This is a genomic window from Streptomyces sp. R818 (assembly GCF_056172735.1).
The window spans coordinates 71,116-91,919 of sequence record NZ_JAOCNE010000008.1 but is presented as its reverse complement, the minus strand read 5'-3'; the positions used below and the strand labels follow the sequence as shown (position 1 = coordinate 91,919).

Genomic DNA, 20,804 nt, shown 5'->3' with positions numbered 1-20,804 from the left:
GTCGTCGCCGAGTGCGGCGAGCGCGGTGTGCAGGGGCTGATCGTCGTCTCCGCCGGCTACGCGGAGAGCGGCGCCGAGGGACGCGAGCGCCAGCGCGAACTGGTCCGCCAGGCCCGCACGTACGGCATGCGCCTCATCGGGCCGAACGCGTTCGGGGTCGTCAACACCTCGCCCGACGTCCGGCTCAACGCCTCGCTGGCGCCCGAGATGCCGCGCCCGGGGCGCATCGGCCTGTTCGCCCAGTCCGGCGCCATCGGCATCGCCCTCCTCGCGCGCCTGCACCGCAGGGGCGGCGGCGTCACCGGCGCCACCGGCATCTCCACGTTCGTCTCGGCGGGCAACCGCGCGGACGTCTCCGGCAACGACGTCCTGCAGTACTGGTACGACGACCCGGACACCGACGTCGCCCTCATGTACCTCGAATCCATCGGCAACCCGCGCAAGTTCACCCGCCTCGCGCGCCGCACCGCCGAGGCCAAGCCGCTGGTCGTCGTGCAGGGCGCCCGCCACAGCGGCATCGCCCCCACCGGGCACGCCGTACGCGCCACCCGCCTCCCGTACGCGACGGTCTCCGCGCTGCTGCGCCAGGCGGGCGTCATCCGCGTCGACACGATCACCGAACTCGTCGACACCGGCCTCCTCCTGGCCCGCCAGCCGCTGCCCGCGGGGCCGCGCGTCGCCATCCTCGGCAACTCCGAGTCGCTCGGTCTGCTCACCTACGACGTGTGCCTCTCCGAAGGACTGCGCCCCAAGCCGCCCCGCGACCTGACCACGGCGGCGACCCCGGCCGACTTCCGCGCCGCGCTCGACGAAGCGCTGGCCGACGACAAGACCGACGCCGTCGTCGTCACCGCGATGCCCGCCGTGGGGGAGGACCCGGCCGGGGACGCGGAGCTCGCGGCCGCCCTCAGCGCCGCCGCCGCGGCCGCCCCCGCCAAGCCCGTCCTCGTCGTCCACGTCGAACTGGGCGGCCTCGCCGAAGCACTCTCCGCAGCGACCAGCACAGGGCCCAACGCGCCGGACGCGCCCGACACGCGCGCGTGCACGCCGACGCCAGTGCCCGACGGCACGTCTCCGGCGCCCGACCGCACGTCTCCGATGTCCGACGGCACGTCTCCGGTGTCCGGCGGGCCGACTGCGCTGCCCGGCGGGTCGGCCCCCGCATCTGGCGGCGAGCCCGAGGACACGCCGCGCCTCATCCCCGCCTACCCCGCGGCCGAGCGAGCCGTCCGCGCCCTGGCCGAGGTCGTGCGCTATGCCCAGTGGCGGCGCGACGCGGCGGAGCCCGGCAAGGTGCCCGAGTACGACGACATCGACGAGGCGGGCGCCGCCGCCCTCATCGACGAACTGCTCACCAAGGAGGACGACCCGCGCGGCCTCGACCTCACCACCGAGCAGGCCCGCGAACTCCTCGCGCACTACGGCATCGCCATCCGGCAGACCCTGCCCGCGCCGGATGCCACCGGTGCCGCCGACGCCGCGCGCGCCCTCGGCTACCCCGTCGCCCTCAAGACGACCGCCCCGCACCTGCGCCACCGCGCGGACCTCGGCGGCGTACGCCTCGACCTCGCCGACGAGACGGACCTGCGGCGCGCCTACGAGGAGCTGACCGAGCGCCTGGGCAGCCCGGCCGAGCTGCGGCCCGTCGTGCAGTCCATGGCCCCGCGCGGCGTCGACACCGTCGTCCGGGCCGTGATCGACCAGGCCGCGGGCGCGGTGCTCTCCTTCGGCCTGGCTGGCGCCCCGTCCGAGCTGCTCGGCGACATCGTCCACCGCCTCGTCCCGGTGACCGACCGGGACGCGCAGTCGATGATCCGTTCCATCAAGACGGCACCGATGCTGTTCGGCTGGCGCGGCGCCGCCCCCGTCGACACCCCCGCCCTGGAGGAGCTGCTCCAGCGGGTCTCGCGCCTCGTCGACGACCACCCCGAGGTGGTCGGTGTCACGCTCGAACCGGTCGTCGTCGCCCAGGACGGCCTGACCGTGCTCGGCGCCACAGTGCGCCTCGCCCCGCCGCCCGTCCGGGGCGACCTCGGGCCGCGCACCCTGCCCGTCGCCTACTGACCGAAGGCCCCGGCGGTTATCCACAGGCGCAAACCGCAGTCCCCGACCGGCCTTAGGATGGACCCCATGGCCAAGACCAGTACGACGACCCAAGGGCTGCGAGCGGCGATCGAGCGCAGCGGCTACTACCCGGCCCTCGTGGCCGAGGCGGTGGAGGCCGCGGTCGGCGGCGAGCCCATCTCGTCGTACCTCGTGCACCAGGAGACCACGTTCGACGCGAACGAGGTCCGCCGGCATGTCACCGTCCTGGTCCTGACCGGTACCCGCTTCATCGTCAGCCACACCGACGAGCAGGCCGCCGACACCACGTCCCCGACGCCGTACGCGACCACGTCCACGGAGTCCGTGAAGCTCGACCGCATCTCCTCGGTCGTGCTCAGCCGGGTCGTCGCCAACCCCGAGAAGTACGTTCCGGGCACGCTCCCGCGCGAGGTCGTGCTCACCATCGGCTGGGGCGCCGTCTCCCGCATCGACCTGGAGCCCGCCGCCTGCGGCGACCCCAACTGCGAGGCGGACCACGGCTACACGGGCAGCTCCACCGCCGACGACCTGAGCCTGCGCGTCAGCGAGGCGGGCGACGGACCCGAGACCGTGCGCCAGGCCCTCGCCTTCGCGCAGGCGCTCTCCGAGGCCACCGTGGACGCGGGACGCCGATGACCCAGGCCGCCTGGGACGACGTAGAGCCGCTGCCCGTCCACACCGCTCCCGTCCCGGCGTACGGCACCGGATCGCTCGCCGACCTGCTGCCCACCCTCGGCTCCCACCTGGGCGTCCCCGGCTGCGAGGCCGCGATCCCCGAGCTGGCCCCGGTCGACCGCGCCTGCGTCTTCCTGATCGACGGCCTCGGCTGGGAGCAGCTCAAGGCGCACCCGGACGAGGCCCCGTTCCTCAGCTCGCTCATCGCCTCCTCGCGCGGCGGCACCGGCACCCCGATCACCGCGGGCTACCCCGCCACCACCGCGACCTCCCTCGCCTCGGTCGGCACGGGCCTGCCGCCCGGCGCCCACGGCCTGCCCGGCTACACGGTGCGCAACCCCGCCACCGGCGAGCTGATGAACCAGCTCCGCTGGACCCCGTGGACCAAGCCGCAGACCTGGCAGCCCTACCCGACGATCTTCCAGCGCGCCCACGAGGCCGGGGTCCACACGGCCCAGGTCTCCGCGCCCGCCTTCCAGTCCACGCCCCTCACCAAGATCGCGCTCAGCGGCGGCACCTTCCACGGCCGCCTCTCCGGCGAGGACCGGATGGACCTGGCCGCGGCCCAGCTCGCCGGGGGCGACCGCTCGCTGGTCTACACGTACTACAGCGAGGTCGACGGCAAGGGCCACCGCTTCGGCGTCGACTCCGACCCCTGGCGCGGCCAGCTCGGTTACGTCGACCGGCTCGCCCAGCGCCTCGCCGAGCAACTCCCGCCGCGCAGCGCCCTGTACGTCACCGCCGACCACGGCATGATCGACATCCCGTTCGACGAGCAGTCCCGTATCGACTTCGACGAGGACTGGGAACTGAGCGCGGGCGTCGCCCTGCTGGGCGGCGAGGGCCGCGCGCGCCATGTCTACGCGGTGCCCGGCGCGCAGGGCGACGTGCTCGCCGTGTGGCGCGAGGTCCTCGGCGAGCAGTTCTGGGTCGCGAGCCGCGAGGAGGCGATCGAGGCGGGCTGGTTCGGCCCGCGGGTCGACGCACGGGTCCGCGAGCGGCTCGGCGACGTCATCGCCGCCGCCCGCGACGACGTGCTGATCACCGCCTCGCGCACCGAGCCGAAGGAGTCCCTGATGGTCGGCAACCACGGCTCGATGACCCCGGCGGAGCAGCTCGTTCCGCTGCTCGAAGTACGTCCCTGAAGCCCGCGCCCCCTCTTTTTCTCCGTCCCACGTGAAAGGTGCTCGAACCCCCATGCCCGAGCTGGTGTTCTTCTCCGGAACCATGGACTGCGGAAAGAGCACACTGGCTCTGCAGATCGAGCACAACCGCTCGGCCCGCGGCCTCCAGGGCATGATCTTCACCCGCGACGACCGGGCCGGAGAGGGCAAGCTCTCCTCCCGTCTCGGCCTGGTCACCGACGCCGTCGAGGTCGCCGACGACCTGGACGTGTACGCGTACGTCGTGGACCGCCTCTCGCAGGGCGGCAAGGTGGACTACGTGATCGCGGACGAGGCGCAGTTCCTCGCGCCGGACCAGATCGACCAGCTCGCCCGCGTCGTCGACGACCTCGGCCTCGACGTCTTCGCGTTCGGCATCACCACCGACTTCCGCTCCAAGCTGTTCCCCGGCTCGCAGCGCCTGGTCGAACTCGCCGACCGCGTCGAGGTCTTGCAGGTCGAGGCGTTGTGCTGGTGCGGCGCCCGCGCCACGCACAACGCCCGCACCATAAACGGCGCGATGGTCGTCGAGGGCGCCCAGGTCGTCGTCGGCGACGTCAACCACGCGGAGGACGAGGTCGGCTACGAGGTGCTGTGCAGGCGCCACCACCGCAAGCTCACGACGAGCGCGACGGCGCGGGCGGCGGCCCTGTCGCCCGACGTGCTCCCCGTGGCCTGAGAGCCTGTCTGCCCGCCGACGGGGTCAGGACGGCGCCGACGTCAGCAGCGCGAACTCCGCCCCCTCCGGGTCCGCCACCCGTGCGACCCTGCCGAGGGATCCGTTCCGCGCGGGCGTCACGGTGTGGCCGCCCAGGTCGGCCACCTTCTCGACGGCCTCGTCCACGTCGCCGACCTCGAAGTACGTCATCCAGTGCGAGCCGCGATGGCGCGGCAGGGCATGCCCCACGCCCTGCACCGAGGCCACCGGACGCCCGTCCACGAGCAGCGTCAGACAGTCGAAGTCGGCGGAGACGACGGCCTCCTCGGTGTAGCCGAAGACCGACTGGTAGAACTTCGACACGCTCGACGTCTCCCGCGTCACCAGCTCGTTCCACGCCACCGCGCCGGGCACGCCCGTCACCGCCATGCCCAGGTGCTCCGCGGCCTGCCAGATGCCGAACACGGCCCCCGACGGGTCGGAGCCGATGGCCATACGGCCCGCCTCGCCCGCGTCCAGCGGGCCCACGCCGACGGTGCCGCCGCACTGCCGCACCGACGCGGCGGTCCCGTCCACGTCGTCCGAGGCCAGATAGGGCGTCCAGGCGATCGGCAGATGCCGGTCGGACGGCAGCGCGCCGATGCCGGCCACCTCCTTGCCGTCGAGGAGGGCCCGCGCGTACGGGCCGAGCTGCTGGGGGCCCGGCCGGAACTCCCAGCCGAACAGTGCCCCGTAGAACTCCTGGGTCGCGGCCATGTCGTGCACCATCAGACTCACCCAGCAGGGTGTCCCCGGCGCACGCCCGGCTGCTGCCTCGGTCATCGTCACTCTCTCCTCGGAAGGGAACCCTCGGAACGGAACCGTCGAAGGCCCGCGATCGGGAACCCGTGTGTCGTCGCGCCCGTGCTCGATGGTGGCACTCCGTGCCGCGTGGCGCTTCCTGACCGCGCCGAATCCGCTGGGCTCCGCACAGAGAATGCCCGAAACGTTGTTTCTGGGTCGTTTCCGCGCCACGACCCGGCCGTGTCCGACCGGATGACGCTCGGTAGTCGATCGAGCACGCTATCCGAAGGCGGGCGCTCGGGCCAGACCATGAGCAAGGATGGCCCCCATGAATGCCATCATCACCGCATCCGATCTCGCGAGCGAGCTGACGGGTGATCACCCGCCCGTGTTGCTGGACGTCCGCTGGCAGCTGAGCGCCGCCAAAGCCGCAGGCGAACCGGCGTTCGACGGCCGCGCGGAGTACGAGGCGGGCCACGTCCCCGGCGCCGTCTTCGTCGACCTGGACACGGAACTCGCCGGTCACGCCGGTGCGGGCGCCGGCCGGCACCCGCTGCCCGACCTCGCCGACTTCGGCGCGGCGATGCGCGCGGTGGGCGTATCGGCGGACCGGGACGTCGTGGTGTACGACGGCGGGCAGGGCTGGGCGGCGGCCCGCGCCTGGTGGCTGCTGCGCTGGACGGGCCACCCGTCCGTACGGGTCCTGGACGGCGGCCTCGCCGCCTGGGACGGCCCCCTGGAGGAAGGCGCCCGGACGCCGGACGAACCCGGCACCTTCGCACCTGCACCGGGTGCCACCGGTCTCTTGGACGCGGACGGCGCCGCCGCCCTCGCCCGCTCCGGCCTCCTCCTGGACGCCCGCGCCGCCGAGCGCTACCGGGGCGACGTGGAGCCCATCGACCGCGTCGGCGGCCACATCCCGGGCGCCGTCTCGGCACCGACCACCGAGAACGTCGGGGCGGACGGCCGGTTCCGCCCGGCCGCCGAACTCGCCGACCGCTTCAAGGCCCTGGGCGCGACCGGGGGAGCGGGCGAGGTCGGCGTCTACTGCGGCTCGGGCGTGTCCGGCGCCCACGAGGTCCTGGCGCTCGCGGTGGCGGGCATCGACGCCCAGCTCTACGTGGGTTCATGGTCGGAGTGGTCCGCGGACGAGTCCCGCCCGGTGGCGACGGGGCCGGACCCGCAGTAGCGGTTACGCGTACGCCGTGCAGTACGTGGAGGGGCCCGCGCCGACCGATCGGCGCGGGCCCCTCCACGTACACCGGTACGTACAGCCAGTACCGTACCGGTGCTTACTCCTGCTTCTTCCCGGCGCGTGCCGGGGCGGGCTTCCGGCTCTTCCTGCGGCGGCTCGGGGGGCCCCGGCGGGAGGAACCGGGCGCTCGGGCACCACGATGTCGCCACGGTAGCTGGGCACGGCCTCCAGGAGGCTGGTCAGCGAGTCGCGCTCCGAGGAGGAGGCGATCGCCGGCAGATTCTCCTCGGCGGGCGGCTCCGGCGGTGCGGGACGCTCCAACTGCCGGTCGAGGGCGCGGTCGAGCGGCCGGTCCCTGGGCAGCCGCGCGATCCGCGGTACGAACGGGAACGTGGGTTCGGGCGCGCCGATGTCGTCGGACTCGCCGATCAGCGAGCGCGCCTCGTCGTCCACGGCCTGGACGAGCCTGCGCGGCGGGTCGTACGTCCAGCTCGCCGAGTGCGGTTCGCCCGCGACCCGGTAGACGAGCAGGACCTCCCAGGTGCCGTCGTCGCGGCGCCAGGAGTCCCACTGCACGGTCTCCTTGTCGGCGCCGCGCAGCAGCAGCCGCTCCTGCACCGCCTCGCCGAGCTGCGGGCCGGTGTTCTCGCCGGGCCGGCGGACAGGGGTCTTCCTGGCCCGCTCGGCCATGAAGGCGCGCTCCGCGAGCACGGGGCCCTCGAAGCGGCGGACGCGGTCCACCGGGATGCCCGCGAACTGGGCGACCTCCTCGGCGGACGCGCCTGCCCGTATACGCGCCTGAATGTCGCGTGGGCGGAGGTGGCTCTCCACCTCGATCTCGATCTGGCCGAGGCGCGGACGATCGCCGCGCACGGCGGCCCGGAGGCGCTCATCGATCGGAAGCGTGTACTCCGTGCTGTCCGCAGCCTTCAGCACCAGCCGTGTGCCGTCGTTAGAGACGGCCACGACACGCAGTTCGGGCATGGGGACCTCCCGGGTGGTGCCTGCCGACGTCACGTGCGTCGCTGCTTCCGCTAGTCGAGTGTGGCCTGCCCGGGTGCAGCCTGCCACAACCTTGCCGAGTTGCCCGGCGTGTCGGGCATCGACCCGAGAGCGCCGTTATGGCACGGTTATCCGTTCGCAACGCTAAGTGACCGAAGTCGTCACCCTGTGCAACGAGCCCCCTCCCGGTGGTCCTGGAAGGCCCCGGACACCCTGGCGGGAGACCGGACCCAGGGCTCGCAACAGTACTCCATTCGGGCCACTCGCGTGGATCGGCGCGCCGCCGAACTTCTCGTGCCGTGCGGGAGTTGGCCGTGCGGTGCTTTGGGTGTGTGCCCGATTCGCGACGGATGCGCGTGGCGTGCTTCACGGAATCTCCAGAAACGGAACTGACCGCTTCGGCCATACGTCCCTTTCTCATGCGGCACAGGAAGTTCGCGTAGCCTCGGGAGCTTCAGTGCGAAAAGGGCGGTATGTCGAGAAAGGCTGGTCGGAACCGGAGATGGGTGCGAGGCCGGACAACTTCCGTGACGAGCAAGGCGGACAGGGGGAGCCCCAAGGGAAGAAGCGGCTTGATCTGAGCGTGCCTCAGGTGGCGGGCAGTGCCGTCGCCGCGGTGGTGGCCGCCAAGCTCGCCTCCAGTTTCGGCGTCTACGGGACGATCCTGGGCGCCGGCGTGGTCAGCGCCATCGCCACCTGCGGCGGCACCGTCTTCCAGCACTTCTTCCGCCGCACCGGCGAGCAGATACGCGACGTCGCGGTGCACACGAAGCCCAGGGGGCGGGAGATACCGCTGACGGCGCAGGGCCGTCCCGTACCGCGCACGTTCCGCTCGGACGCCTCGATGGACGCGACCGACGCCGCGGACGCCACGAGGGTCATGGGCCCGGGCGGCGCGCTGCCGACGACCACGACGTGGGGGACGGGGGCGGACGTGGCCGCCGCCGAGGGACCGGAGAGCGAGGCGACCCAGCTCCTCGGCGCGGTCGACCCGGAGCGGACCCGTCTGCTCGGCGCGGTCGACCCGGAGCGGACCCGTCTGCTCGGCACGGCGGCTCCGGACCTGGACCCGGACAAGACGCAGCTCCTCAAGGCAGGCGCGCTCGACCTCGACGACGCGCAGGGCATCGACGACGCCACGCGCGCGTTGCGGCCCGCCACGGATCTGCCGCCCGCCGACGAGGAGTTCACCGAGGGCACCGTCCACAGGACCCGCGTCAACACCTGGAAAAGCTGGAAGCGGCCGCTGATCGCCGCCGCCGTCGTCTTCGGCGTCACCATGGGCGGCATCACGACGTACGAGCTGGTGGCCGGGCACAGCTTCAGCGGGGACAGCGGCAGCACCACGTTCCGGGACGCCTTCAGCGGACACCGCTCGTCCGGCAGCGAGGACGGGGGCGGGAACGGCGACTCCACCCCCGGTACCACCCAGCCGTCCGACGGCAGCAGCAGTGGCTCCGACGGCGACTCGCAACAGGAGGACGACGGCTCGTCCTCGGACGGCAGCCAGACGCCCACCCCGACTCCCAGCGGCAGCGAAGGCACGGACGACGGCTCCGGAACGGGCTCGGACACCGGCTCCGGAACGGGGATGGACAACGGCTCCGACGGTTCGGACAGCGGTTCGGGCTCCGGTGACGGCAAGACGACCCCGACGCCCACGCCGACCCCGTCGCAGAGTGCGAGGTCGGGCACGGACACCGGGTCGGGCACGGGCTCCGGTCAGCAGAGCCCGGCCCAGTGAGCCGCCGCAGGGTCAGTCGCCGAGCACCCGGCGCAGGTAGGCGTTGCCGAAGAGCCGGTCGGGGTCGAGGCGGTCGCGCAGCTGCGTGAACTCCCCGAAACGCGGGTACGCCTCGGCGAAGTACGCCGCGTCGCGCGTGTGCATCTTGCCCCAGTGGGGTCGCCCCTCGTGCGCGGTGAAGATCCGCTCGGCGGCCGTGAAGTACCGCTGGTACGGGGTGCCCTTGTACATGTGGACCGCGATGTAGGCGCTGTCGCGGCCGGACGCCGTGGACAGCGCGATGTCGTCGGCGGGGGCGGTGCGGACCTCCACAGGGAAGCTGACCCGCAGGGTCGAGCGGTCCACCATGGACTTCAGCTCGCGCAGCGTCTCCACGAGCGCCTCGCGCGGAACGGCGTACTCCATCTCCACGAACCGCACCCGGCGCGGAGATGTGAAGACCTTGTAGGGAATGTCGGTGTACGTCCGGGCGGAGAGCGCCTTGCTGGAGAGCTTGGCGATCGCCGGGATCGTGGCGGGCACCGCGCGGCCGAGCGAGTTGACCACCTGGAAGAGGCTGTTGGAGAGCAGCTCGTCCTCGATGAAGCCGTTGATCCGCGAGACGGGGGCCTCGGGTCCGGCGCTGCGGTTGTTGCGCTTGGTGTTGCAGTTGCCGGTGTGCGGGAACCAGTAGAACTCGAAGTGCTCGTTCTCGGCGTGCAGCTCGTCGAAGTCGGCCATGACCCGGTCGAAGGCCATCGGCTCCTCCCGCGCGGTGAGCAGGAAGACCGGCTCCACGGCGAAGGTGATGGCCGTGATGATGCCGAGCGCGCCGAGGCCGATCCGGGCGGCCGCGAACACCTCCGGGTTCTCCTTCTCGGAGCAGGTGATCAGCTCCCCGCCGGCCGTCACCAGTTCGAGCCCCTTGATCTGCGCGGCGATGGACGCGGAGTCACGGCCCGTGCCGTGGGTGCCGGTGCTGGTGGCGCCGGAGACGGTCTGCTCCATGATGTCGCCCATGTTGGTGAGCGACAGGCCCTCACGGGCGAGGGCCACGTTGAGCCGCTTGAGCGGAGTGCCCGCCTCGACCGTGACCGTCATGTTGGTGCGGTCAATGGTGCGGATGCCGGTCAACAGTTGAGGGCGTATCAACACCCCGTCGGTGGCCGCGGCCGCCGTGAAGGAGTGGCCCGTCCCGACGGCCTTCACCTTCAGGCCGTCCTGTGCCGCCCGGCGGACCGCGGCGGACAGCTCCTCCACGGACGCGGGCACCACCTCGCGTACGGGACGCGCGGTGACGTTCCCCGCCCAGTTACGCCACGCTGCGCCGTTCTTCGCGCCGCTGCTCGTCTGCGCCGTGCTCATCGGTAGTTCCTCCCCGCCGCGGAACCGGCTGCTTCAGCCGGCGGTAGCCGAGGAACGCGACCAGGACCGCGACGGCGCCGGCGATCCCCGGTACCCCGTACCCGGCCTTCGCACCGGCGGCGTCGATCACCCAGCCGGCCGCGGAGGAGCCGAGCGCGACACCGACCGCGAGCCCGGTGCTCACCCACGTCATGCCCTCGGTCAGTTTCGCGCGTGGTACGTGCTGCTCGACGAGGGCCATCGTCGTGATCATCGTCGGCGCGATGGACAGGCCCGCAACGAAGAGCGCCACGGCCAGAAACGCCAGGTTCCCGACCAGTTGGAGGGGGATCATACTCACGGCCATCGCCACGACCCCAAGGAGCCACCTGCGCGCGGGCGCCCCCTTGAAGTGCAGCAGGCCGAACACGGCGCCCGCGACACAGGACCCGGCCGCGTACACGGCGAGCACCACACTGGCCAGGGACTTGTGCCCCTGGTCCTCCGCGAAGGCCACCGTCACCACGTCGACCGCGCCGAAGATCGCGCCCGTCGCCACGAACGTGGCCACCAGGACCTGCAGCCCACGCGCGCGGAGCGCCGACCCGCCGCCATGCTGCGCGCGCGGGTGGGGTGCGGGCTCCGTGGCGCGCTGCGAGGTCAGCCAGAAGACGCCCGCGGCGAGGAAACAGCCCGCAAGGAGCGGCCCCGCCTCCGGGAACCAGGCCGTGGACAGGCCGATCGAGATGATCGGCCCGAAGATGAAGCACACCTCGTCGATCACGGACTCGAAGGAGTACGCCGTGTGCAACTGGCGTGGGGTGTTCCCGTACAGGACCGCCCACCGCGCGCGGATCATGGAGCCGACGCTCGGGACGCAGCCGATGAACGCGGCCCACAGGAACAGCGTCCAGTCCGGCGCCTCGTACTTCGCGCACAGCAGCATCCCGGCGACCGCGACGAGCGAGACCAGCGTGGCCGGGCGCAGGACGCGCCGCTGGCCGTACTGGTCGACCAGGCGCGAGATCTGCGGCCCGATCACCGCGGCGGACAGCGCCACCGTCGCGGACAGGGCGCCCGCGAGGCCGTAGCGCCCGGTCAGCTGCGAGACCATGGTCACGATGCCGATGCCCATCATCGACAGGGGCATCCGGCCCAGGAACCCGGCTAGGGAGAAGCTCTTGGTGCCGGGCAGGGCGAAAATGGCGCGGTACGGGCTGGGCAACGGGACTCCGGCGGAAAGTGCGGGACGTAAGGGGTAAGTCGCTAATGCGGCCGATACAGCTTACGCGTGTCAGGGACCGGACGGCATGGCAGTTTTCCGCCTGTCAGTGGCGGGTGGCAGGATCGAAGACATGCCAGACGCGCTCGCTGCCAGCCTTGATGCCCGCCCCTACGACGCTTTGCTGCTGCTCTCGTTCGGAGGCCCCGAGGGCCCGGACGACGTGGTCCCGTTCCTGGAGAACGTGACACGCGGCCGCGGCATCCCGAAGGAGCGGCTCAAGGAGGTGGGTCAGCACTACTTCCTGTTCGGTGGGGTCAGCCCGATCAACGACCAGAACCGGGCGCTGCTCGACGCCCTGCGCAAGGACTTCGCCGAGAACGGCCTGGACCTGCCGGTCTACTGGGGCAACAGGAACTGGGCGCCGTACCTGACCGACACCCTGCGCGAGATGGTCACCGACGGCCACCGCCGCATCCTGGTGCTCGCCACGAGCGCGTACGCCTCCTACTCGGGGTGCCGTCAGTACCGCGAGAACCTCGCCGAGTCCCTCGCCGCACTGGAGGCCGAGGGCCTGGAGCTGCCGAGGATCGACAAGCTGCGGCACTACTTCAATCACCCCGGCTTCGTGCGCCCCATGGTCGACGGCGTCCTGAAGTCCCTCGCCGAGCTGCCCGACGAGGTCCGCGACGGCGCCCACATCGCGTTCAGCACGCACTCCATCCCGACCGCCGCCGCGGACACCTCCGGGCCCGTCGAGGCGCACGGTGAGGGCGGCGCGTACGTCCGGCAGCACCTGGACGTCGCGCGGCTGATCGCCGACGCCGTGCGCGAGGAGACCGGCGTCGACCACCCCTGGCAGCTCGTCTACCAGTCGCGCTCCGGCGCCCCGCACATCCCGTGGCTCGAGCCCGACATCTGCGACCACCTGGAGGAGCGCCACGGCGCGGGCGTCCCGGCCGTCGTCATGGCCCCCATCGGGTTCGTCTCGGACCACATGGAGGTCCTGTACGACCTCGACACCGAGGCCACCGCGAAGGCCGAGGAGCTGGGCCTGCCGGTGCGCCGCTCCGCGACCGTCGGCGCGGACCCGCGCTTCGCCGCCGCCGTACGGGAGCTGATCCTGGAGCGTGCCGAGGCGGAGAGCGGGAAAAACGTCACACCGTGCGCCCTGGGCGCGCTCGGCGCCAGCCACGATCTGTGCCCCGTGGGCTGCTGCCCGGCCCGCGCCCCCAAGCCCGCCGCCGCGGGTGCCGACAGCCCGTACGCGTAAGGAACCCGACGTGACCGACGACCTCCGGGCCGACTTGGCCGACCTGGCCGACCTCAAGGCCGAACTGCTCGACGTCGCCCTGGAGGCGGCCGCCCGCGCCGGGGCCTTCCTGCGGGACGGGCGCCCCGCCGACCTCGGCGTGGCCGCCACCAAGACCAGCTCCGTCGACGTGGTCACCGAGATGGACATCGCTTCCGAGAAGCTGATCACGGACTACCTGGTCGAGCGCCGCCCCGACGACGGCGTCCTCGGCGAGGAGGGCGCCTCCCGCGAGGGCACCAGCGGCGTCCAGTGGGTGATCGACCCCATCGACGGGACCGTCAACTACCTGTACGGGCGCCCCGACTGGTCCGTCTCCATCGCGGCCCGCAAGGACGGCGAGACCCTCGTCGGCGTCGTCGCGGCACCCATGCGCCGCGAGACCTACCGCGCCGTCCTGGGGGAGGGGACCTTCGTCAACGACCTGGCCGCCCACGCGCGCGTGGCACCGCCCTTCGCGCAGGCCCTGGTCGGCACCGGATTCGGCTACCTGGAGACACGCAGAGCCCATCAGGCCGACGTCGTACGGGAGTTGGTCCCCCGGGTCCGCGACATCCGGCGGGGCGGCTCGGCCGCGATCGACCTGTGCGACGTGGCGCTGGGCCGCCTGGACGCGTACTACGAGCGGGGCCTCAACCCCTGGGACTACGCCGCCGGCGACCTCATCGCGCGCGAGGCGGGCGTCCTGACCGGCGGCCGCCCCGGCGAGCCCGTCTCGCCCGAACTGACGATCGCGGCGCCGCCCGGCCTCTTCGAGCAGCTCCGGACCCTTCTCGACGAGCTCGGCGCCTGGCACGACTGACCCGAACGGCCCGACCGGCCGCGGACACGGCGAAGGGCCCCGGCGCCCGCCTGGATCGATATCAGGCGCCGGGGCCCTTCCCTGTACGGCCGTACGTGTCTGTGCGTGTCTGTGCGCGGAACGGGTGGTCAGGCGGTCGCGGCGTGGATCTCCACGCCGTGCTCGGCGGCGAGGCGGTGGAGGTCGTCCAGCTCGCCCTGCTCGACCTCGGCAAGGAAGTCGTCGCCGGTCTCGCGCGCCAGCGTGAGGTCGGACTCGGCCGCCTTTATGCGCTGCAGAAGTCCTGCGGTGAATGCGTCCATGGTTGCGCCCCCTCGTCCTGGGTCGTGGGTCGGTGGCACGGGGGTGTGCCCTGTGGAAGGGGCGATCACGTCTCCAGCCGCCCCGCGGCTGGCAGCTCGTGGCACGCCACATACAAAGCGTGATCGCGGGTGTAAACCCGTCCTCCCCCACGGCCCTTCCGGGGAAACCTCGATGCGCCAGAAAAACCGGGGCCGCTGCTGCGCCTGGTCGCCTTACAGCCGGTTTATGGCCGAAAGGGGCAGGATGGAGGCTCACACCCCAGGAAACAGATCCGTCCGCGCGCGTCCGAACCCGCCCGCGGGCGGCCAGAGGAAGGACAGCGACGTGCGCGTACTCGTCGTCGAGGACGAGCAACTGCTCGCCGATGCGGTGGCCACCGGACTGCGCCGGGAGGCCATGGCCGTCGACGTCGTGTACGACGGTGCGGCCGCCCTGGAGCGCATCGGCGTCAACGACTACGACGTGGTCGTCCTCGACCGCGACCTCCCGCTCGTGCACGGCGACGACGTCGCCCGCAAACTCGTCGAGCTGGGCATGCCCACCCGCATCCTGATGCTCACCGCCTCCGGCGACGTCAGCGACCGCGTGGAGGGCCTGGAGCTGGGCGCCGACGACTACCTGCCCAAGCCCTTCGCCTTCACCGAGCTGACGGCCCGCGTCCGGGCCCTCGGACGCCGTACGAGCGTGCCGCTGCCGCCCGTCCTGGAGCGCGCCGGGATCAAGCTCGACCCGAACCGGCGCGAGGTGTTCCGCGACGGCAAGGAGATCCAGCTCGCCCCCAAGGAGTTCGCCGTACTGGAAGTACTGCTGCGCAGCGAGGGCGCCGTCGTCTCCGCCGAGCAGCTCCTGGAGAAGGCCTGGGACGAGAACACGGATCCGTTCACCAACGTCGTGCGCGTCACCGTCATGACGCTGCGCCGCAAGCTCGGCGAGCCCGCGGTGATCGTCACGGTACCCGGCTCCGGCTACCGGATCTGATCCCTCCATGGCCGCCGCACCAGCGCCCCCCAGCGCGCCACCGAAGCCGACCTGGAAGCCCGGCGCGAAGGTCGAACCGCCCTTCCCCTGGCTCCGCCCCACGATCCGCATACGGCTCACGCTGCTCTACGGCGGCATGTTCCTCATCGCGGGCATCCTGCTGCTCTCGATCATCTACATGCTCGCGGCGCAGGCGCTCAACGTGGGCAGCGAACTGCCGTTCAAGATCATCAACCACAACCTCGTCAGCTCCGTCTGCACCTTCCCGAACGACCCGACGGACAACCAGCTCAACGACGCCCTGAACGACTGCGTCAACCAGCAGCGCCAGCACGCCCTGGACGTCCTCCTGAGCCGTTCCCTGATGGCGCTGCTCGGCCTCGCGATCATCGCGTTCGCCTTCGGGTACGCGATGGCGGGACGGGTCCTGTCCCCGCTCGGCCGCATCACGCGCACCGCGCGCCGCGTGGCCGGCTCGGACCTGACCCGCCGCATCGAGCTGGACGGCCCGGACGACGAGCTCAAGGAGCTGTCGGACACCTTCGACGAGATGCTCGACCGCCTGGAGCGGGCGTTCACCGCGCAGCAGCGCTTCGTCGGCAACGCCTCGCACGAGCTGCGCACCCCGCTCGCCATCAACCGCACCCTCCTGGAGGTCCACCTCTCGGACCCGGGCGCCCCGGTCGAGCTCCAGCAGCTCGGCAAGACGCTGCTCGCCACGAACGAGCGCAGCGAACAGCTCGTCGAGGGCCTGCTGCTGCTCGCCCGCAGCGACAACCAGATCGTCGAGCGCAAGCCCGTGGACCTCGCGGAGGTCGCCGCCCAGGCGATCGATCAGGCCAGGGCCGAGGCCGAGGAGAAGGGCGTGGAGATCCGCGGCGAGCGCAAGGAGGCGGTCGTCCAGGGCAACGGCGTGCTGCTTGAGCGCATCGCGATGAACCTCGTGCAGAACGCGATCCGGTACAACGTGGCGGAGGACGGCTGGGTCGAGGTCCACACGGACGCCCAGCACGGCCAGGCCGTCCTGCTCGTCACCAATACGGGTCCGGTCGTCCCCGCGTACGAGATCGACAACCTCTTCGAGCCGTTCCGGCGGCTGCGCACCGAGCGCACGGGCAGCGACAAGGGTGTGGGTCTCGGACTGTCCATCGCCCGCTCGGTCGCCCGCGCCCACGGTGGCCGGATCAGCGCGGTTCCCCGCGAGGGAGGTGGCCTGGTGATGCGTGTCACGCTGCCGATCTAGCCCGGTTCGGCGTGCGACGGACGTACGGATCTGACATGCTTCCGCCGACGCGCCGCAGGGGTTCGCTTATAGCGGAATTTTCGGGAGTTGCGCCCGGAAGGTTCGTGTGTGATCGATCACAAGGACGATATTCCCGTCCTCCACGCTCCGTGATCGCAAAAGCCGCCTGAAAGCCGGAAAATCCGAGTTTTCGGGCAGCTTGATCACGGGAAGTACACGGGGTGGCGCCCGTGCGGAGCCAAATCGGACGGTGTACGGTCCGGTTCGCCACCCAAGCTGATCACTACAAAGAGGTCCGGTTGGGTGTCGATTGAGTAACAGACCTTGATGTGAGGCAAAATCTCCGCCTCAGGTCGGGCACAAGTCCGGCCTCTCATGCGTTACGTGCGCTGAGACACCGCATACACCCAGAGGGGGAGAGCGCGACATGGCAACGGATTACGACACCCCACGCAAGACCGATGACGACCTCAACGAGGACAGCATCGAAGAACTGAAGTCCCGGCGGAACGACAAGTCGGCGTCCAATGTGGACGTGGACGAGTTCGAGGCGGCCGAGGGCCTGGAGCTCCCGGGCGCCGACCTCTCCAACGAGGAGCTGGCCGTCCGGGTCCTGCCCAAGCAGCAGGACGAGTTCACCTGCATGAGCTGCTTCCTGGTGCACCACCGCAGCCAGCTCGCGCGGGAGAAGAACGGCCAGCCGATCTGCCGCGACTGCGACTGAGGTGGGGTCGGGCATGAGTGGCTCGACCCCGCCCTGGAAGCGCCGCGTCCGGATCAGACGCTGGAACGCGGCACAAGGCCCGTCGGAGGCCGTGCGTGACGACGACGAGCGAGGCTCTTCCACCGTTGACAGCGGTGCGGGCGCCTCGCTCGAAGTGGCTCACGCGCGTGATGCGGCGGGCGAGCCGGCGGCGGCCGGCGTCGTGGACCAGCACGACGCCGACGCGGCCGACGCGACGGACACGGCCGGCCCCGACGTACGGCCGGCCCGCCGCCGGGCGAGCGCCGTGCGCGACGGCGTACGCAAGACCGGCAGTGTGGCCAGAACGGGGATGATCAAGGGCGGCAGCGCCGCCAGGACCGGAATGGCCAAGGGCGGCGCCGCCGCCAGAGCCGGCCTCGGCCACCTCGCCGACCGGATCATCGACATCGCGCCGCGCGTGCCCGTACGGGACCTCGCGACCCTGCGCAGACAGTTCCCGGGCCTCGGACCGGAGGACCTCGCCGACAAGCTCGTCGCCGGAGCGGCGGCCGCCACGTCGACGGTGGGCGCCGGGATCGGCGCGGCCGCGATGCTGCCCGTACCGCCCGCGATGCCGGCCGAGCTGGCCGCGGAGATCACGGGCGTCGCCGCGATCGAGCTGAAGCTGATCGCCGAACTGCACGAGGTCTACGGAGTCCGGCCCAAGGGCGGCCTCATGGACCGCAGCGGCGTCTATCTGTCCTCCTGGTCGCAGGAGCGCGGCATCGACATCGCGAAACCCACGACGTTCGACAGCGCGCTCGGCGGCCAGATGAAGCGCGAGCTCCGTCAGCAGATCATGAAGCGGATGCTGCGCGATCTGCCGATGCTCATGCCGTTCCTGGTCGGCGCCGCCGTCGGCGGTGCCATGAACCGCAGGGACACCAAGCGCCTCGCCGAGCGGGTGCGCAAGGACCTGCGGCGCTTCCAGGTGCCCTGGGACGCGCTGCCGGAGCTGCCGCCGCTGGCGACGCCCAAGAACGCTCTGGAGATCGAGGACTGAGCGAGGACCGAGCGCCCCCGCGCGGCCTCGGACGGCCAGAACCCTTCAGGCGCCCAGAGCCTTTGCCAAAGCTTCAGGCTCGCGCGTCGACAGGTAGACGTACGGCGTCGGGTCCGTCGGATCAGTGATCTTCGCGCGCACCGCCGTCGGAATGTAGCTGCGCAGCACCATGAACGCGCGCGGGTCCGCCTTGTACGTACGCCAGGCGCGGGCCTCCTCCGCGTCCAGGATCTCCACGTCGCCCAGGGCCGACAGCGGGATCTTCGCGTCGCCCGCGACCAGCGAACCGGCCACGACGCGGATACGGACCGAGCCGTACTGGCTGGTGAGGACCGCCGCCACGAGCAGGCCGCCGACGAAACCGCCGAGCAGCGGAAGCGTGCCGAACGGCAGCAGGGTCAGACCGCAGGCGACACCCACCAGGAAGCTCACCAGCCACCACGTACGGGGGGCGGTGAGGCGTTCTTCGTAAGGCGTCGTCGAGAGCTCCATAGGGCCAAGCTTGGCACGATGCGCGAGGGCACAGGGCGCGCGGGTAAGGTCTGCGCCTGTGAGTGGTACTTCAGCAGCTCTGACGCCCCCCGCCGACGCCATAGCGCCCGTGCGGCACCCCGACGCTCCCGCCCCGGGAGAGCTCCTCGGCGCGCACTACGGACACTGTTTCGGCTGCGGCGGCGAGCAGCCGCACGGGCTGCACCTGGAGGCCCGCGCCGGGGACGGCGTGAGCGTCACCGCCGAGTTCACCGTGCGCGCCGCCCACCAGGGCGCTCCGGGCCTCGCGCACGGCGGCATCCTCGCCACCGCGCTCGACGAGACGCTGGGTTCGCTGAACTGGCTGCTGCGCGTCATCGCCGTGACGGGCCGCCTGGAGACGGACTTCGTGCGCCCCGTGCCCGTGGACACCGTGCTGTACCTGTCCGCCGAGGTCACCGCGGTCGCCGGGCGCAAGATCTACTCGACCGCCACCGGCCGGATCGGCGGCCCCGACGGGCCCGTCGCGGTCCGGGCCGAGGCCCTCTTCATCGAGGTCAAGGTCGACCACTTCATCGACAACGGCCGCCCGGAGGAGATCCAGGCGGCCATGAGCGACCCGGACCAGGTCCGGCGCGCCCGCGCCTTCGAGGTGAACCCGTGACCCAGCCGTTGGACGTGCTCATCCGGCGTGTCGACGCCGATGTGCCGCTGCCCGCGTACGAGCATCCGGGCGACGCGGGCGCGGATCTGCGGACCACCGAGGCGTGCGAGCTCGCCCCCGGCGAGCGCGCGGTCCTGCCCACCGGGGTGTCTGTCGCGCTGCCCGAGGGGTACGCGGCCTTCGTGCACCCGCGGTCCGGCCTCGCGGCCCGCTGCGGTGTCGCTCTGGTGAATGCCCCAGGGACGGTGGATGCCGGGTACCGTGGGGAGATCAAGGTGATCGTGGTGAATCTCGACCCGCGCGACAGTGTGCGGTTCGAGCGTTTCGACCGGATTGCCCAACTGGTCGTCCAGCAGGTCGAGAGGGTGCGCTTCCACGAGGTGGCCCAGCTTCCCGACTCCGCTCGGGCCGAGGGGGGCTTCGGGTCCACGGGCGGACATGCCTCCGTGGGCACGGACGGTCAAAAGGGTGGGAATCGATACGCTTCGGTCGTATCCGACCGGGAAGGACAGTGACGTGTTCGGACGTCGCAAGAAGAACAGCTCCGCTGAAGACGCAGTGGACGCGGCGGGCGAGGCCGAGCAGGTCGACGGTGTCGACAGTGCCGACACGGACGCCGAGGGGGAGCCGGAGCGCGTCCGGCTCGAGCCCGAGCCGCGCCCCGACGGCCCCTGGGACTCGACCGAGGTCCGCGAGCCCGGCGAGGGCCGGGTCGACCTGGGCGGGCTCTTCGTCCCCGGTGTGGAGGGCATGGAGCTGCGCGTGGAGGTCGCGGGTGACGCGATCGTCGCCGCGACCGTCGTCCTGCAGGACAGCGCGGTGCAGCTGCAGGCCTTCGCCGCCCCCAAGAAGGAGGGCATCTGGGGCGAGGTCCGCGAGGAGATCGCCGGCGGCATCACGCAGCAGGGCGGTGTGATCGACGAGGTCGAGGGCCCGCTCGGCTGGGAGCTGCGGGCCCAGGTGCCGGTGCAGCTGCCGGACGGCACGGGCGGCTTCCAGGTGGTCCGGTTCATCGGTGTGGACGGGCCGCGCTGGTTCCTGCGCGGTGTGATCTCGGGCCAGGGCGCGGTGCAGCCGCAGGCGGCCGGCCTCCTCGAGCAGATCTTCCGGGACACGGTCGTGGTCCGCGGTGACGGCCCGATGGCCCCGCGCGACCCGATCGTCCTGAAGCTCCCCGAGGACGCCCAGATGGTCGCCGAGGGCGCCGGTCAGGACGCCGCCGAGGGCTCGCGCTTCTCCGGGGGCATGGGGCAGCTGGCCCGCGGCCCGGAGATCACCGAGGTTCGCTGACGCGTTGTACGTATGACGGCCGGGGCCGCGCATCCGACAGGGTGCGCGGCCCCGGCCGTTGTCGTGTGCCCGCGCGCTTCAACTGCGTTTCTTTTCTCACCCCTTGACGGAAGTCTGGTCCGTACCTAGGGTCACCGGCCAAC

21 protein-coding genes are annotated in these 20,804 nt (G+C 71.8%); 15 read left to right on the top strand and 6 right to left on the bottom strand.

The window, feature by feature from the left end; translation table 11 throughout:
* From N5I75_RS22710 to N5I75_RS22695, 4 genes are all read left to right on the top strand, one after another.
* A partial coding sequence (locus tag N5I75_RS22710; RefSeq protein ID WP_476679980.1) for an acetate--CoA ligase family protein occupies positions 1 to 2,064 on the top strand: 2,064 nt, incomplete at its 5' end.
* Between the two features lie 66 nt (positions 2,065 to 2,130).
* Positions 2,131 to 2,721: a DUF5998 family protein gene (locus N5I75_RS22705; RefSeq protein WP_361077160.1), complete on the top strand. Its 591-nt coding sequence runs from the start codon at positions 2,131 to 2,133 to the stop codon at positions 2,719 to 2,721.
* Positions 2,718 to 3,905, top strand: a complete 1,188-nt coding sequence (locus N5I75_RS22700; protein ID WP_476679978.1) for an alkaline phosphatase family protein — start codon at positions 2,718 to 2,720, stop codon at positions 3,903 to 3,905. Before N5I75_RS22705 ends, N5I75_RS22700 begins: the two co-directional genes overlap by 4 nt.
* Before the next feature lie 52 nt (positions 3,906 to 3,957).
* Positions 3,958 to 4,602: a thymidine kinase gene (locus N5I75_RS22695; RefSeq protein WP_476679976.1), complete on the top strand. Its 645-nt coding sequence runs from the start codon at positions 3,958 to 3,960 to the stop codon at positions 4,600 to 4,602.
* A 24-nt stretch (positions 4,603 to 4,626) separates the two neighbouring features.
* Here the strand turns inward: N5I75_RS22695 and N5I75_RS22690 are convergent, their stop codons facing one another.
* Positions 4,627 to 5,403 (bottom strand): VOC family protein, encoded by a 777-nt coding sequence (locus tag N5I75_RS22690; RefSeq protein WP_476679974.1) that lies wholly within the window; start codon positions 5,401 to 5,403, stop codon positions 4,627 to 4,629.
* Between the two features lie 289 nt (positions 5,404 to 5,692).
* Between N5I75_RS22690 and N5I75_RS22685 the strand changes: the two genes are divergently transcribed.
* Positions 5,693 to 6,553: a sulfurtransferase gene (locus N5I75_RS22685; RefSeq protein ID WP_476679972.1), complete on the top strand. Its 861-nt coding sequence runs from the start codon at positions 5,693 to 5,695 to the stop codon at positions 6,551 to 6,553.
* Between the two features lie 3 nt (positions 6,554 to 6,556).
* On the opposite strand, the gene sepH is transcribed toward N5I75_RS22685, so the two are convergent.
* A complete protein-coding gene (gene sepH, locus N5I75_RS22680; RefSeq protein WP_476679970.1) occupies positions 6,557 to 7,543 on the bottom strand; it encodes a septation protein SepH in 987 nt (328 codons plus the stop codon).
* A 610-nt stretch (positions 7,544 to 8,153) separates the two neighbouring features.
* Between sepH and N5I75_RS22675 the strand changes: the two genes are divergently transcribed.
* Positions 8,154 to 9,305 (top strand): hypothetical protein, encoded by a 1,152-nt coding sequence (locus N5I75_RS22675; RefSeq protein WP_476679968.1) that lies wholly within the window; start codon positions 8,154 to 8,156, stop codon positions 9,303 to 9,305.
* A 12-nt stretch (positions 9,306 to 9,317) separates the two neighbouring features.
* Here N5I75_RS22675 and N5I75_RS22670 read toward each other — a convergent pair whose 3' ends face one another.
* On the bottom strand, positions 9,318 to 10,649 hold the full coding sequence (locus N5I75_RS22670; RefSeq protein WP_476679966.1) for a D-arabinono-1,4-lactone oxidase: 1,332 nt from the start codon (positions 10,647 to 10,649) through the stop codon (positions 9,318 to 9,320).
* Positions 10,597 to 11,853, bottom strand: coding sequence for an MFS transporter (locus N5I75_RS22665; RefSeq protein ID WP_476679964.1), 1,257 nt, complete (start codon positions 11,851 to 11,853; stop codon positions 10,597 to 10,599). Before N5I75_RS22665 ends, N5I75_RS22670 begins: the two co-directional genes overlap by 53 nt.
* A 130-nt stretch (positions 11,854 to 11,983) precedes the next feature.
* Between N5I75_RS22665 and N5I75_RS22660 the strand changes: the two genes are divergently transcribed.
* Together N5I75_RS22660 and N5I75_RS22655 are read left to right on the top strand one after the other, a co-directional pair.
* A complete protein-coding gene (locus tag N5I75_RS22660) occupies positions 11,984 to 13,123 on the top strand; it encodes a ferrochelatase (RefSeq protein WP_476679962.1) in 1,140 nt (379 codons plus the stop codon).
* A gap of 43 nt (positions 13,124 to 13,166) precedes the next feature.
* Positions 13,167 to 13,964 (top strand): inositol monophosphatase family protein, encoded by a 798-nt coding sequence (locus tag N5I75_RS22655; RefSeq protein WP_476680124.1) that lies wholly within the window; start codon positions 13,167 to 13,169, stop codon positions 13,962 to 13,964.
* Positions 13,965 to 14,092: 128 nt separating this feature from the next.
* On the opposite strand, the gene N5I75_RS22650 is transcribed toward N5I75_RS22655, so the two are convergent.
* The gene (locus N5I75_RS22650) at positions 14,093 to 14,266 is read right to left on the bottom strand and encodes a hypothetical protein (protein ID WP_476679960.1); all 174 of its coding nucleotides are present in this window, start codon (positions 14,264 to 14,266) and stop codon (positions 14,093 to 14,095) included.
* A 325-nt stretch (positions 14,267 to 14,591) separates the two neighbouring features.
* Between N5I75_RS22650 and N5I75_RS22645 the strand changes: the two genes are divergently transcribed.
* From N5I75_RS22645 to N5I75_RS22630, 4 genes are all read left to right on the top strand, one after another.
* The gene (locus tag N5I75_RS22645; RefSeq protein ID WP_398193288.1) at positions 14,592 to 15,245 is read left to right on the top strand and encodes a response regulator transcription factor; all 654 of its coding nucleotides are present in this window, start codon (positions 14,592 to 14,594) and stop codon (positions 15,243 to 15,245) included.
* A 7-nt stretch (positions 15,246 to 15,252) separates the two neighbouring features.
* On the top strand, positions 15,253 to 16,488 hold the full coding sequence (locus tag N5I75_RS22640) for a sensor histidine kinase (protein WP_476679958.1): 1,236 nt from the start codon (positions 15,253 to 15,255) through the stop codon (positions 16,486 to 16,488).
* 427 nt (positions 16,489 to 16,915) lie between these two features.
* Positions 16,916 to 17,212, top strand: a complete 297-nt coding sequence (locus N5I75_RS22635) for a DUF4193 domain-containing protein (RefSeq protein ID WP_018535993.1) — start codon at positions 16,916 to 16,918, stop codon at positions 17,210 to 17,212.
* Positions 17,213 to 17,225: 13 nt separating this feature from the next.
* Positions 17,226 to 18,236, top strand: a complete 1,011-nt coding sequence (locus N5I75_RS22630) for a hypothetical protein (protein WP_476679955.1) — start codon at positions 17,226 to 17,228, stop codon at positions 18,234 to 18,236.
* A gap of 45 nt (positions 18,237 to 18,281) precedes the next feature.
* Here N5I75_RS22630 and N5I75_RS22625 read toward each other — a convergent pair whose 3' ends face one another.
* Entirely contained in the window at positions 18,282 to 18,728 is a 447-nt protein-coding gene (locus N5I75_RS22625; RefSeq protein ID WP_476679953.1) for a DUF3093 domain-containing protein, read from the bottom strand.
* A gap of 58 nt (positions 18,729 to 18,786) precedes the next feature.
* On the opposite strand from N5I75_RS22625, the gene N5I75_RS22620 reads away from it, so the two are divergent.
* Genes N5I75_RS22620 through N5I75_RS22610 form a run of 3 tightly spaced genes read left to right on the top strand, consistent with a single transcriptional unit; the run spans position 18,787 to position 20,661 of the window.
* Positions 18,787 to 19,371: a PaaI family thioesterase gene (locus tag N5I75_RS22620; RefSeq protein ID WP_476679951.1), complete on the top strand. Its 585-nt coding sequence runs from the start codon at positions 18,787 to 18,789 to the stop codon at positions 19,369 to 19,371.
* Positions 19,368 to 19,886, top strand: coding sequence for a dUTP diphosphatase (dut, locus tag N5I75_RS22615; RefSeq protein WP_476679949.1), 519 nt, complete (start codon positions 19,368 to 19,370; stop codon positions 19,884 to 19,886). Before N5I75_RS22620 ends, dut begins: the two co-directional genes overlap by 4 nt.
* A gap of 1 nt (position 19,887) precedes the next feature.
* Positions 19,888 to 20,661 carry a DUF3710 domain-containing protein gene (locus N5I75_RS22610; protein WP_476679947.1) on the top strand — a complete coding sequence of 258 codons (774 nt, stop codon included), beginning with the start codon at positions 19,888 to 19,890 and terminating at the stop codon, positions 20,659 to 20,661.
* Positions 20,662 to 20,804: the final 143 nt, after the last annotated feature.

Coding starts and splice junctions, on each gene's coding strand:
- N5I75_RS22650 (WP_476679960.1), bottom strand. CDS start 14,266: ATGGACGCATTCACCGCAGGACTTCTGCAGCGCATAAAGGCGGCCGAG.
- N5I75_RS22670 (WP_476679966.1), bottom strand. CDS start 10,649: ATGAGCACGGCGCAGACGAGCAGCGGCGCGAAGAACGGCGCAGCGTGG.
- N5I75_RS22690 (WP_476679974.1), bottom strand. CDS start 5,403: ATGACCGAGGCAGCAGCCGGGCGTGCGCCGGGGACACCCTGCTGGGTG.
- N5I75_RS22685 (WP_476679972.1), top strand. CDS start 5,693: ATGAATGCCATCATCACCGCATCCGATCTCGCGAGCGAGCTGACGGGT.
- N5I75_RS22625 (WP_476679953.1), bottom strand. CDS start 18,728: ATGGAGCTCTCGACGACGCCTTACGAAGAACGCCTCACCGCCCCCCGT.
- N5I75_RS22635 (WP_018535993.1), top strand. CDS start 16,916: ATGGCAACGGATTACGACACCCCACGCAAGACCGATGACGACCTCAAC.
- sepH (WP_476679970.1), bottom strand. CDS start 7,543: ATGCCCGAACTGCGTGTCGTGGCCGTCTCTAACGACGGCACACGGCTG.
- N5I75_RS22660 (WP_476679962.1), top strand. CDS start 11,984: ATGCCAGACGCGCTCGCTGCCAGCCTTGATGCCCGCCCCTACGACGCT.
- N5I75_RS22630 (WP_476679955.1), top strand. CDS start 17,226: ATGAGTGGCTCGACCCCGCCCTGGAAGCGCCGCGTCCGGATCAGACGC.
- N5I75_RS22705 (WP_361077160.1), top strand. CDS start 2,131: ATGGCCAAGACCAGTACGACGACCCAAGGGCTGCGAGCGGCGATCGAG.
- N5I75_RS22700 (WP_476679978.1), top strand. CDS start 2,718: ATGACCCAGGCCGCCTGGGACGACGTAGAGCCGCTGCCCGTCCACACC.
- N5I75_RS22640 (WP_476679958.1), top strand. CDS start 15,253: ATGGCCGCCGCACCAGCGCCCCCCAGCGCGCCACCGAAGCCGACCTGG.
- N5I75_RS22695 (WP_476679976.1), top strand. CDS start 3,958: ATGCCCGAGCTGGTGTTCTTCTCCGGAACCATGGACTGCGGAAAGAGC.